Consider the following 12,653-nt stretch of genomic DNA (forward strand, 5'->3'; position numbering starts at 1 on the left):
AATGAAAACGGCCCGGGTGTCTCCCGGGCCGCAATCTTCATCCAGGCTGCTGCCGTTTTACTGGCAGGACAGGCACTCGTCGTAATCGACGGCTTCGCGCGGACCGCCGGCAGCGGTGGCCGCCGCCATGGCAACCAGCGGCAGTTCCGGCTCCAGCTCCGGCATGCCCCCGGGAATGCCCATGGGGCGCTCGCCGTCGTTGATCTTGCCGACCAGCGGGATGGTGACCACGTTGGTCTTCTCGATGGCCGACTGGCCCGACACCGTTTCGGCGCGCTGGATCGACAGCGAGCGGCAGTAGTAGAGGCTCTTCACGCCCTTCTTCCAGGCCTGGAAGTGGATCTGGTGCAGATCGCGCTTATGCACATTGGCCGGCAGGAAGATGTTCAGGCTCTGCGCCTGGCAGATATAGGGCGTGCGGTCGGCGGCGAGGTCGATCAGCCAGCGCTGGTCGATCTCAAACGCGGTGCGGAACACGGCCTTCTCGTCCTCGTTGAGGAAGTCGAGATGCTGCACCGAGCCGCCATTGGTGGTGATCGACGACCAGGTGTCGTCGTCATTCTTCTCATACTGTTCCAGCGTCTTCTCAAGATAGCGGTTGCGCACCGAGAAGGAGCCCGACAGCGTCTTGTGCGTGAAGGCATTGGCCACGTTCGGCTCGATGCCGGGCGAGGCGCCGCCGGCGATGATCGAGATCGATGCGGTCGGCGCAATCGCGATCTTGTGCGAGAAACGCTCCATGATGCCGTATTCGGCGGCATCGAGGCAGGCGCCGCGCTCTTCCGCCAGCTTGCGCGAGGCGGTGTCGGACTGGTCCTTCACATGCTTGAAGATGGTGCGGTTCCACACCTTGGCCATCACGCTTTCCCACGGCACGCCATTGGCCTGCAGGAAGGAGTGGAAGCCCATCACGCCCAGGCCGACCGAACGCTCGCGCTCGGCGGCATAGCGCGCCTTGCTCATGCTGTCGGGCGCATTGGCGATGAAGTCGCTCAGCACGTTGTCGAGGAAACGCAGGCAATCCTCGATGAACACCGGGTGTTCCTTCCACTCATGGAAGTATTCGAGGTTGAGCGACGACAGGCAGCACACGGCGGTGCGCTGCTGGCCATGATGGTCGATGCCGGTCGGCAGCGTGATCTCGCTGCACAGGTTCGAGGTCTTGACCCGCAGGCCGGCCAGCTTGTGCTGTTCCGGCAGGGCGCGGTTCACATGGTCGATATAGACCAGGTAGGGCTCGCCGGTCTCGATGCGGGCGGTGAGAATGCGGATCCACAGCGCGCGGGCCGAAACGGTGCGCTGCACGGTCTGGTCATGCGGGCTCAGCAGGGCCCACTGTTCGTCGGCTTCCACTGCGCGCATGAAGGCGTCCGAGATCAGGATGCCGTTATGCAGGTTCAGCGCCTTGCGGTTCGGGTCGCCGCCGGTCGGACGGCGGATTTCGATGAATTCCTCGATTTCCGGGTGGTCGACCGGCAGGTAGCAGGCGGCCGAACCGCGGCGCAGCGAGCCCTGGCTGATTGCCAGCGTCAGGCTGTCCATCACGCGGATGAAGGGGATGATGCCCGAGGTCTTGCCGTTCTGACCGACCTTTTCGCCGATCGAGCGCAGGTTGCCCCAGTAGCTGCCGATGCCGCCGCCGCGGGCCGCCAGCCAGACATTCTCGTTCCACAGGCCAAGGATGCCGTCCAGGCTGTCATTGGCTTCGTTAAGGAAGCAGCTGATCGGCAGGCCGCGGTTGGTGCCGCCATTCGACAGCACCGGGGTCGCCGGCATGAACCAGAGCTTGCTGATGTAATTGTACATCCGCTGGGCATGGGCGGTGTCGTCGGCATAGTGGCCGGCGACGCGGGCGAACAGGTCCTGGTAGGACTCGCCGGGCAGCAGGTAGCGATCGTCCAGGGTGGCCTTGCCGAAATCGGTGAGGAGACGGTCGCGGCTACGGTCAACGTCGATACGGATACCGCGTTCGGTTTGCAGAGTGTTGAGCACGGATTGTGTCCCCTCATTATCGCGGTCGGGCCATCCCTGAATCAGGGTGGGCCGGGCCGGCCGTCGTCTATGAATCCAAAGGTTCCGTCCGTTGCTCTGTCCCGGCGGCCGCGCACCCCGCCCTTTCACCTTCGAAATCCCACAAAAAGGCCCCAAATCGGGCTTCCGAAGGCGGCGCAGCGTCGTCACGAAACAGGTCCAACGAACACTACATATGGTACTCATCGTTAAAAGAGGGTCAATACAGTGTATGTGACACGACTGTAAAAAAACTCATTGACGGACTCTCAGTAGCGTGAACCCCCTGATTTTATGCCGTGTCGCGCACGGTGGGCATTTTCCGGGGTGTGCGAAAAAGGTTATCCCCGCTATCCACAGGGCGACTTTCGACTCCGGTTTGAGCGGCTTTGACCGGTCCAGGCAAGGCGGCGTTAACCATTGGACCCCTAAATATTGTGTGCTACCGGCGCGGGTTTTCCGCCTCGCGCCGGGTCTTTGTACGTCTATGATGTGAAAGTCCAATTGCGGAATGACACGCGATCCGTACGGGCCGGGATATTCCGGGCCTGCCGGGGGAGGTTGCGATGCTGATCAAACATCCGCGCGCCGATATGGCCGCCAATGCCGCAAAGTCGGCGAGCGAACAGGCTCTGGCCGAGGCGGACAACCGCGCCGCTGCCCTGGTGGGCACGCCTATGCTCGAACGCCGGCGGCTGATCATGGTCGGCATCGGGGCAGGCATCAGCCTGCTGTGGGTGCTGTTCTGCGCCACCTACATCAACAATTCGATCGGCTGGGCCAACCTGTGGCATGCGCTGCCGCACGAGATCGGCGCCTTCATCGCCGGTGTCGCCGCGCCGCTCGCCTTCCTCTGGCTGATGCTGCTCAACATGTGGCGCGGCATGGCGATCAAGCGCCAGGCCGCCGCCCTGCATGAATTGCTGCTGGACCTGAGCTATCCCACCCCGGAAGCCGAGCGCCGCGTCTCGGCGCTGGCCGGTGCGCTGCGTCGCCAGGCCCGCGAGATGGAAGAGGCGGCCCAGAGTGCCACCGACAGGATCGCCACGCTGGGCGAGACCATGGCCGGCCAGCAGCAGGTGCTGATCGCCGCCGCCGCCGGTGCCGGCGAGCAGGTTGCCCTGCAGGCACGCCAGATCACCGGCACGCTGAACCAGTCCTCGCAATCGCTGCTGGCGGCGGCCGAACAGGTCAACCGCGATCTCGACAATACCGTGAAGGGCCTGGCCGGCCGCTTTGAAGAGCAGAGCCGCGCCCTGGTCGATGCTGCCGACAAGGTCGGCAGCGAAATGAATGCCAAGGTCACCGGCCTGGGCCAGACTGTTTCGACTCAGGCGCAGGTGCTGCTGCAGGCTGCCGATGTGATCGTGCGCGAGGTGGAAACCGCGCGCGGGATTTTCCAGGGCAAGGCCACCGAAATCGCCCGCATCACCTCGGCGATCCAGTTCCAGAACGAGCGCGTCGACGAACTGTCGCGCCGCCATGGCGAGTTGATGGACCAGGCGGTGAACCGCGCCGCCGAAGTGGCGCAGCAGATCACCGAACAGCTGGAACAGAAGATTGTCGCCCTCGAACAGTCGGTCACCCGCGCCAGCGGCGAGGCCGGCCGCATCGGGCTCAGTTTTGCCGAATCCGCACAGACCATCACCACCGCTGCCGAAGTGACCGTGGCGCGTGCCACCGCCGCCAGCGAGAGCTTCGGCCGTGAAAGCCTGGTGTTCAGCAGCGCCAGCCAGAAGGTGATCGATAGCGCCGAGGCCGCCGGCACCGTGCTGCGCGAGCGCGTGCGCGAGATCGAGCAAGCCACCGGCACCACGATCAGCCGTATCCGCGATATCGGCGAGACGATCCGCTCCGAAGTCGGCACCCTGGATGACCAGGGCGCCCGCGTGGCCGAACGCCTGCGGGTTGCCAGCGACGACATGCGTGGCCGCACCAGTGCGCTGGAACAGGCCGGTGCCTCCGCCACCCGCCAGGCCGATGCCTTTGCCGAAGCCGCCACCCAGGCCGAGCAGCGCCTCAAGCTGACCGGCGATCTGGTGCGCCATCAGGCCGACCAGCTCGGCTCGGCCGCCGAACTGGCCGACCAGCGGCTGGCTCAGGCCGGCGATGCGCTGCGCCGCGAAGGCGCCAACATGACGCAGACCCTGCAGCAGATCGCCGACCGCGCCATGCGCACCGGCGACGAGCTGAAGCAGCGCGCCGATACGCTGGATGAAACCGCCGGCCGTGCGCTCGACAAGATCGGCGAAGCCGACGAGAGCATCCGCGCCCGGATCGAAACTCTGGCACAGTCGGGCCGCGACGCACTCGCCATGGCGGCACAGGTGCAGGAAACCATGGTGCAGGCCAATGCGCTGCTCGCCCAGGCGACGCTGCGCACCGACGATCAGGTCGGCGCCGCCGGTGCCCTGCTGCGCGGCCATGCCGAGCAGTTCGGCGTCACCATCGATGGCGTTGCCAAGCGCATCTCCGAAACCGGCACTGCTGTGCGCGACCAGGTCGATGGGCTCGACCAGGCTGCCGCCCGCACCGCCCAGCGGCTGCGCTCGGCCGGCGAAAGCGCCGGTCAGGATGCCGTGCAGCTGCAGGCCGCCGCCGAACGTGCGGCGCAGCGCCTGCATCAGGTGAGCGAGACCGCGCAGGTGCAGGCCCATGCGCTGAGCGCCGCCTCCGAGCGTGCGGCGATGGAATCGCAGCTCGCCGGCAGTGCCGCGCAGGCGCGGGCCAAGGACCTGCAGGAGCTGGCCGAGAAGGTGGCCGAGGCAATGGCGACGCTGGCCGAAAGGGCAACAGCGCAGACCTCGGCCCTGGTGGCGATGAGCGACAAGGCGCAGATCGAAGCTGTCGCCCTGAATGCCGCCGCCGAGAAGGCGACCGGCAGCATCAACACGGCCGGCGATACGGCGCGCATCCGCTCGGTCGAGCTGGGCGATGCGGCGCAGAGTGTGGTCGACCGCACGCTGGAACTGCGCAGCACCATCCATGAACAGGCCGGCGCGCTGACTTCGCTGTCGAGCGAGCTGACCCGTCAGGCCGAAAGCATCCGCGAGAATTTCCGCGGCCGTGTGCAGGAACTGGCCGAAGCCTCCGATGCGGCGATCCTCAAGACCGCCAATATCGGCGACAGCTTCCGCCGCCAGGCCCAGGAAGTCGCCCGCGTGTCGGACGAGGCGGTCAACCGCGTCGAACAGGTCGGCTCGACCTTCGATGCCCGCGCCCGCGAGATCAACCTCGCGGTCGGCAATGCCTCGGGTCGTATCGACGATGCCAGCGAAGTGCTGCGCAACCGCACGCGCGAACTGGCCAACATCGTCGAGGACGCGATGAAGCAGACCGACCGGATGAGCGACGGCTTCCGTCGCCAGGCCGACGAGGTCGATACCCGCGCCGCCCGCCTCAGCGAGAAGGTGGCCGAGATCGGCGAGCGCATGGCCCGCACCGGCACCGAATTCGGCGCCGTCACCGACCGCGCCACCGCGCGCGCGGCCGAGACCGCCGACATCCTTGGCCAGCGTGCCCAGGAGCTGGCGTCGTCGGCAGCCCGCGCCGCCACCGAAGCCGCCTCGGCCGAAGCCAGCCTCAAGGCCGATTCAAAGGCCCTGGCCGAAGCCGCCCGCACCGCCAGCATCGAGGCCGAATCCCTGCGCAAGGCCACCCAGGCCCTGCGCGGCGAGCAGTTCCTCAAGACCGCGGCCTTCATCACCGGCCATCTCAACTCGATGGCCATCGATATCTCGCGGCTGCTGAACCGCGACCTGTCGGAAGAGCTGTGGCGCCGCTACTACAAGGGCGAGCGCGGCCTGTTCACCCGCAAGCTGATCGACCAGCGCGATCTCGACAAGATTCGCGACAAGTATCAGGAGAATGGCGAGTTCCGCGACTTCACTGACCGCTATGTCGCCGAGTTCGAGCGCGTGCTGGCCGGCGCCAAGGGCGTGGAGCATGAAGAACTGCTGACCTCGGCCTTTGTCACCGCCGATATCGGCAAGGTCTACCTGCTGCTGCGCGAGGCAGTGGGCAAATCGCGGCAGTAAAGCTAGACTGTCGGCATGGCCGAGAAGACATCGCTGAAAGATTGGATCGGCGGCCAGGATGAGGCCGCCGATCTTTTTTTGCCCGAACGCTGTGTGGCGCTGGCACGGGCGCTCGATCAGCCGGACGAGCATCTGGTGAATGAGACGCGGCTGCCACCGCTGCGGCACTGGCTGTATTTCTGGCAGGCGGCAGAGCGCGCCCGGCTCGGCCGCGACGGTCATCCGGCGCTTGGTGGCTTCCTGCCCGATGTGGCCAAGCTATGGGGCGGCAGCCAGACGCGCCGCATGTGGGCCGGCAGCCGGCTGGAATTCCATCGTCCGCTGATGCTGGGCATGCCGACGCGCCGGCTCTCCACCGTGGAATCCATCGAGGAAAAAAGCGGCCGCAGCGGCCGGCTGGTGTTTGTCACCGTGCGCCACGATATCTTCGATGCCGATACCGTGGCTGTCACCGACCGGCATGACATCGTCTATCGCGAGGAACTGCCGGGTACCAAACTGGCCGAGCCCGACACGGCGTCCGGCGATTACCAGTGGCAGGCCGGCTTCACAGCCGATCCGGTGCTGCTGTTTCGCTATTCGGCGCTCACCTATAACAGCCACCGCATCCATTACGACCGCGACTATGCGCGCGACGTGGAAGGCTATCGCGGCCTGGTGGTGCATGGCCCGCTGCTGGCGACCCTGCTGGTCGATTTCGCCACCAGTCTGCGGCCGGGGCAGGGGTTGAAGAGGTTCAGCTTCCGTGGCCGCCGCCCGGTGATCGACGGCCAGCCCTTCCAGCTGCGCGCAAAAAACGCACATGACGGATCGCTCAGCCTGTGGATCGCCGATGCCGATGGCGCGCTGGCGATGACGGCCGAGGCCGAATTCGCCTAAGGCATCACGCACTCGAAGCTGGCTGCCGCATTAACGTCGCCGCTACGATAGCGCGGAAACATCGGATAGCGGCACATCGGCCGTGACATGGTGATGGCAAAGGGCGGTACCGACTGGTGCGCGCTCTGCACTAGGTTGCCTGGCGCGCGGCCTTTCTCCACCCAGTCACTCACCACCTCCAGCATATCGACTGCCGACGGCGCGCCAGTGCCGACATGGTCGGCGCCCGGCGTGACATACAGGCGCATGAAGCGATCCACCACTGGCTGGCCCATCTTCTGCACCACCGACTGGTAATACTGGATGCCGGCATAGGGGCTCTGGGCGTAATCGGCCATCTGTTCGGCCACCACCAGCTTGCCGCCGCGATTGGCGAAGGTGCTGAGATCGGGATTGGTGGAATCCATCAGGCCGGAAATCACCTGCGCGCGCTCGCGGAAACTGTCGGGCGTGTACTGGCGCGGATCGTAATTCGCATCCCGGGCGAGGAAATACTGGATCGCGCCGCTGCCATAAAGCCAGGCGCGGCTGCTGGCATTGGTGGCGGGCACAGTGGGCGGCGCGGTGCCGGTCTGCCAGCTGACCCAGCCGCCGACCGGGCCGGTGCCGGCCCAGGCCTCGCCGCCGGTGCCGAAGCCGGGATAGCTGCGCACGCCATTGGCAAGATCGAAATTGAAGTTCACCGAACTGTGCAGCGTCTGCACCGAGCGGATTTCGGCCTCGGTCAGGCACATCGGATTGCTCGGGCCGGCGCAGCGCAGGCGGCTGACATCGAAGATGCGCTTGCAGCCCTCATGATCGCTGACGATGCCGTCCTTCAGGCCGTCGCGGTCGTCGCAGGTCGCCAGCACGGCATCATGCACCAGCTTCACCTTGTCGGGGCTGATCCAGCCCTGGGTGAGCGCGATGCCCATGCGGGTGCCGGCAGCCTGGAGTCCGACCCAGTTGATCACCGGTACGCGACTGAAGATGCCATCGAAATCGTTGGGATAACGCTGGGCCATGGTGAGGCCTTCACGGCCGCCCTCGGAGCTGCCGAAGAAGTACAGTTTCTCCGGCGCCTTGCCGTAGCGCCGCTTCATCAGCTCGACCGCCACATCGCGCACCTTCTTGTAGGAGGCATGCGAGAAGTTGACCAGGGCCTCGTCATTCAGTGCAAAGGCCTGCAGCGGCACATTTGGCGCGTTCTGGTGGCCGGAATCGGTGCCATAGGTGACATAGCCGCGCGCCAGAGGATGCGGTTTATCCGGGCGGGCCGCGGGCGGCATGGTCAGGCCGGTGATCAGCACGCCGTTGAAGCCGCCGCCGCCATATTGCAGCGAGTGGCCGTTCCACTGGCTTGGCAGGTTGACCTGGAAGCGGATCGGCGGTGCCTGCGGATCGACCGATGCGATGGCGCCGATCACGCGGCAATGCTCGGGCATGGCAGGCACGATCATCTCGGGCGGTGTCGGCGCGAATGGCGGGTTGGTGATGGCCGCTGCCGCCTGGGGTTGGGTCAGGGTGGCGGATTCGATGACCGCACCGCGCGTCTGCAGGCCGATGGCGCCGGCATCGATCGGGCGCTTCAGATCGGCGCAGGCCAATGCCGGATCGCGCGGCGGCGTGGCGGCGCAGGCAGACAGCAGCAGGGCAACGGCAGGAACAGCGGCGAGAACCGCCAGACGAGGCAGCGCGGACATGGTTTCCTCCAGTGGCCGCTTATCTGCGGCCTGCGCTGAAGGCTAGGCGCAAGGCTGTTATGAGTCAAAACGATTGCATGCTGCACTGCGCAGAAAGCCGTGCGGTCATGCGAATATCGCACGTCACGGAGTTGCCACAGCATGATAGTGTTCAACCATTCGCCACCGTTTGATTCGCCAGCCCTCGCTCTCGTCGCTTCCGGACCAGTTCAATGTCCTCCCTCTCCGTTTCATCAGGGGATCGCCCACCTGTCACGCCCCATCTGCTGATCTGGGGACTGGCGCTCGGCCAGATGGTGTCCTGGGGGTCGCTGTATTATTCGCTCGCCGTGGTGACCCTGCCGATGGAGCAGGAACTCGGCTGGTCGAAGGTGGAAATCAATGCCGGCCTCACGGTCAACCTGCTGGTTGCCAGCATCATGGCGCTGCCGATTGGCGCGCTGATCGACCGTTTCGGCGGCTACTGGTTCATGGTGCTGGGGGCGACCGGCGGTGCGGTGCTGCTGGCCATCTGGTCGATGACCTCTTCGCTGCCGATGTTTTACATCGTCTGGGCCGGCCTGGGTCTCGTCCATGCCTGCACGTTGAGTGAAAGCGCCTACAACATCGTGGTGTCGAACCTGACCGACCACCGGCGCGGCATCACCATGATCTCGCTGCTCAGCGGCTTTTCCTCCTCGACGGCAATTCCCTTCATTACGCTGTTCAGCGAAACGCTGGGCTGGCGTCCGGCGATCATGATCGTCGCGGCGATCCATTTCATGATCCCCGGCCTGGTCAGTGCATGGGTGTTGCGCGGCATTCGTGGCAGTCGCCGGAAACCGGATGCCGGCAGCGCCGGTCTTGCGCCTGTGCGCCTGCCGCTCCGGCAGATCCTTGGCGACCGTATTTTCTGGGCGCTGGTGGCGGCCTTCAGCGTGCACACCTTTGTCGGCAACGGCATCACCTTCCATACCATCCCGCTGTTGCTGGAAAACGGCTATGCGATGAGCCTGATCGTCGGCATCATGGCCATGCATGGGCCGAGCCAGGTGCTGGCGCGTTTCGTGTTGCTGATGGTTGCCACACGCATTTCCACCGCCGGCTTTGGCCGTATTGCTTTCGGCCTGACATCGCTGGGCGTGGCCATGCTGGTGCTCAGCGCATGGTGGGGTGTTCCGGCCCTGGTGATCTTCGCCGTGCTCTATGGCATGGCGACGGGCATGCTGACGCTGGTGCGGGCCAACAGCGTGATCGAGTATCTCGGCGCCTATGGCTATGGCGCGGCCACGGGCGCGCTGACGATGGCCGTGACGCTGCCGCGCACCACCGCCGCCGTGGCCTTCGCCCTGCTATGGGAGGCCTTCGGTGGCTATGGCCCGGTGCTGTGGATCGCGCTGGCGGTCAGCTGCGGCGGCCTTGCGGCCTTCTGGCTGGCAACGGTGTGGAACAGCCGCCGCGACCTGATCCGGGGGCTCTAACGCTTTATTGGAGCGCTACTGCGCCCTATTACGGTTAGGGCGCCACGATCTTGCGGCCGCGCCGGCGCGGTGCAGTCAGCTTGGCGACATCGAGGATATCGTCGAGTTGCGCCTCGGTCAGCCAGGCTTTCTCGATGCAGAGTTCGCGCACCGTGCGCCCGGTCTTGAGCGCTTCCTTGGCCAGCCAGGCCGATTTCTCGTAGCCGATATAGGGATTGAGCGCAGTGACGATGCCAACACTGGCCTCGACATGGCGCTTCGCTTGTTCCACATTGGCCTGGATTCCCGACACGCATTTCTCGGCCAGCGTGCGGGCGGCGCGCGACAGCAGCTGCATCGAATTCAGCACATTGTAGACGATTACCGGCTCCATCACGTTCAACTGTAATTGCCCGGCCTCGGCCGCCATGGTCACCGTGATATCGTTGCCGATCACCTGGAAGCAGACCTGGTTGACCACTTCGGGGATCACCGGATTGACTTTGCCGGGCATGATGGAGGAGCCCGGCTGCATCGGCGGCAGCGAGATTTCATTCAGGCCGCCGCGTGGGCCGGACGAGAGCAAGCGCAGGTCATTGGCGATCTTGCTGAGCTTGACGGCGATGCGCTTGAGCATGCCGGAATAGAGCACGAAGGCGCCCATGTCCCAGCTCGCCTCGATCAGGTTGGCCGCGCGCACCATCTCAATGCCGCAGATACGAGTCAGTTCCTCAATCGCAAGGTTGGAATATTCCGGCTCGGTGTTGATACCGGTGCCGACCGCCGTGCCGCCCAGGTTGATCTCGCGGAACAGCTTGATGATCTCGTCGCCGCGCGCCACGTCTTCCTTGATGTTGATGGCAAAGGCCTCGAATTCCTGGCCCAATGTCATCGGTACGGCATCCTGCAGCTGGGTGCGGCCCAGCTTGATGACATCGGCGAATTCGACGCCGCGCTGGCGGAATTCATAAGCCAGGCCATCCAGCGCCTTCATCAGCTCGGCATGGCTGAGGATCACGCCCAGCCGCACGGCGGTGGGGTAGACGTCATTGGTCGACTGCGACAGGTTGACGTCGTCATTGGGGTGCAGATGGCTGTATTCGCCCTTGTGGAAGCCCATCAGTTCCAGGCCGCGATTGGCCACCACCTCGTTGACATTCATGTTGGTGGAAGTGCCGGCGCCACCCTGAAACACGTCGATGGTGAACCATTCATGCAGCTTGCCGTCGATCAGTTCATCGCAGGCCTTGGCGATGCCCTTGTATTTTTCAGGCTCCAGATAGCCCAGCTTCTTGTTGGCGGCAGCACAGGCTTTCTTCACCATGCCAAACGCGCGGATCAGGTTCGGGTAGTGATTGATGCCGATACCGGAGATATGGAAGTTGTCGAGCGCGCGCTGGGTCTGGATGCCGAAATAGGCGGCGGCGGGAATGGCCATCTCGCCGAGCGAGTCATGCTCCATGCGGGTTGCCGGATCGCTGCTCATTTTTGCCTCTATGTGCTGTTGATGCTGCGGATCGAACGCACATCATTCTGCCTTGCCGTTACGTCAAAGCGAAGCCCTCGGCATAGTATATTTCATTGAAATACCTATGGTTTCCCATGCAACTAATGCATCGGGCCCGATCAGCGCGGCTTATGGGCAGGGCTCGGCGTCATACCGTGCGCTGTGCCTTGTCCTTGGCATTGGTCGCGGCGATGCTTTCGCGGATATCCTGCCATTCGGCATCGTTAAGGTCGGTCAGCGCGCCAAAGCCGCCGGCCGAATTGAGCCACTGGCCGCCGTCGATGGCGATCACCTCGCCGGTGAGGTAGGCCACATCATCGGCCAGCAGGAAGGCGGCGAGATTGGCCAGTTCCGGCAGATCGCCGACGCGGCGCATCGGGATCGCGCCGATCATACGTTTCTCCAGGGCTTCGGTCGGTGCCAGTCGCTTGGTCATGCCTTCGGTGGGGAAGGGGCCGGGCGCGATGGCATTCAGGCGAATGCCCTTCGGTCCCCATTCCACGGCCAGCGACTGTGTCATTGCCGCGATGCCGGCCTTCGACATGGCAGACGGGATCACGAAAGCCGAACCGGTCCAGACCCAGGTGGTGACAATGGACACCACGCTGCCGCCGCGTTTGGCGGCGATCCAGCGCTTGCCCACCGCTTGGGTGACGTAGAAGCTACCATGCAGCACGATATTGGCGATGGCATCGAAGCCGCGCGGGCTGAGGTCTTCGGTGCGGGCGATGAAATTGCCGGCGGCGTTGTTGACCAGGCTGTCCAGCGGGCCATGCGCGTCCCAGATCGCCTGCACCATCTCGTCCACCGCCTGCGCCACACGGATATCGCAGGCATGGCCGTATATTTTGCCACCGGTTTCGGCGGTGAGTTCCTTCGCCGTTTCCTGCAGCACGCCATCGCGCCGGCCACAGATATGCAGTTCGGCGCCGAGTTCCATCAGCCGGCGTGCCATGGCCTTGCCCAGCCCGGTGCCGCCGCCGGTGATCAGGATGCGTTTGCCCTGGAACAGATCATTGCGAAACATGTCGCCTCCCATATTCTATTGATTGACGGAAAGCTTAGCGCAGGCGTCGTGTCCGGCGCCATCAGGAGGATT

The 12,653-nt window shown here is 64.7% G+C and carries 7 protein-coding genes; 3 read left to right on the forward strand and 4 right to left on the reverse strand.

Translation table 11 applies throughout. The annotated features are described in order from the left end of the window. Positions 1 to 57 precede the first annotated feature (57 nt). Positions 58 to 1,992 carry a ribonucleoside-diphosphate reductase subunit alpha gene (locus tag AAG799_RS07990; protein ID WP_341895290.1) on the reverse strand — a complete coding sequence of 645 codons (1,935 nt, stop codon included), beginning with the start codon at positions 1,990 to 1,992 and terminating at the stop codon, positions 58 to 60. Between the two features lie 584 nt (positions 1,993 to 2,576). On the opposite strand from AAG799_RS07990, the gene AAG799_RS07995 reads away from it, so the two are divergent. Together AAG799_RS07995 and AAG799_RS08000 are read left to right on the forward strand one after the other, a co-directional pair. Next, positions 2,577 to 6,047 (forward strand): hypothetical protein, encoded by a 3,471-nt coding sequence (locus tag AAG799_RS07995; protein ID WP_341895291.1) that lies wholly within the window; start codon positions 2,577 to 2,579, stop codon positions 6,045 to 6,047. A 15-nt stretch (positions 6,048 to 6,062) separates the two neighbouring features. Further along, positions 6,063 to 6,926 carry an acyl-CoA dehydrogenase gene (locus tag AAG799_RS08000; RefSeq protein WP_341895292.1) on the forward strand — a complete coding sequence of 288 codons (864 nt, stop codon included), beginning with the start codon at positions 6,063 to 6,065 and terminating at the stop codon, positions 6,924 to 6,926. Here AAG799_RS08000 and AAG799_RS08005 read toward each other — a convergent pair. Then, the gene (locus AAG799_RS08005; protein ID WP_341895293.1) at positions 6,923 to 8,608 is read right to left on the reverse strand and encodes a tannase/feruloyl esterase family alpha/beta hydrolase; all 1,686 of its coding nucleotides are present in this window, start codon (positions 8,606 to 8,608) and stop codon (positions 6,923 to 6,925) included. The genes AAG799_RS08000 and AAG799_RS08005 overlap by 4 nt on opposite strands. Before the next feature lie 212 nt (positions 8,609 to 8,820). Between AAG799_RS08005 and AAG799_RS08010 the strand changes: the two genes are divergently transcribed. Beyond that, positions 8,821 to 10,068 carry an MFS transporter gene (locus tag AAG799_RS08010; RefSeq protein WP_341895294.1) on the forward strand — a complete coding sequence of 416 codons (1,248 nt, stop codon included), beginning with the start codon at positions 8,821 to 8,823 and terminating at the stop codon, positions 10,066 to 10,068. Positions 10,069 to 10,102: 34 nt separating this feature from the next. Here the strand turns inward: AAG799_RS08010 and AAG799_RS08015 are convergent, their stop codons facing one another. Together AAG799_RS08015 and AAG799_RS08020 are read right to left on the reverse strand one after the other, a co-directional pair. Continuing rightward, positions 10,103 to 11,533 (reverse strand): aspartate ammonia-lyase, encoded by a 1,431-nt coding sequence (locus AAG799_RS08015; protein ID WP_341895295.1) that lies wholly within the window; start codon positions 11,531 to 11,533, stop codon positions 10,103 to 10,105. 169 nt (positions 11,534 to 11,702) lie between these two features. Continuing rightward, positions 11,703 to 12,581 carry an SDR family oxidoreductase gene (locus tag AAG799_RS08020; protein ID WP_341895296.1) on the reverse strand — a complete coding sequence of 293 codons (879 nt, stop codon included), beginning with the start codon at positions 12,579 to 12,581 and terminating at the stop codon, positions 11,703 to 11,705. Positions 12,582 to 12,653 lie beyond the last annotated feature (72 nt).

Source organism: Ferrovibrio terrae, from assembly GCF_943371255.1.
GTDB lineage: Bacteria > Pseudomonadota > Alphaproteobacteria > Ferrovibrionales > Ferrovibrionaceae > Ferrovibrio > Ferrovibrio terrae_B.

What these genes read in the sequence shown, in the direction of transcription:
- AAG799_RS07995 (WP_341895291.1), top strand. Translation starts at nt 2,577, where the DNA reads ATGCTGATCAAACATCCGCGCGCCGATATGGCCGCCAATGCCGCAAAG.
- AAG799_RS08000 (WP_341895292.1), top strand. Translation starts at nt 6,063, where the DNA reads ATGGCCGAGAAGACATCGCTGAAAGATTGGATCGGCGGCCAGGATGAG.
- AAG799_RS08005 (WP_341895293.1), bottom strand. Translation starts at nt 8,608, where the DNA reads ATGTCCGCGCTGCCTCGTCTGGCGGTTCTCGCCGCTGTTCCTGCCGTT.
- AAG799_RS08010 (WP_341895294.1), top strand. Translation starts at nt 8,821, where the DNA reads ATGTCCTCCCTCTCCGTTTCATCAGGGGATCGCCCACCTGTCACGCCC.
- AAG799_RS08015 (WP_341895295.1), bottom strand. Translation starts at nt 11,533, where the DNA reads ATGAGCAGCGATCCGGCAACCCGCATGGAGCATGACTCGCTCGGCGAG.
- AAG799_RS08020 (WP_341895296.1), bottom strand. Translation starts at nt 12,581, where the DNA reads ATGTTTCGCAATGATCTGTTCCAGGGCAAACGCATCCTGATCACCGGC.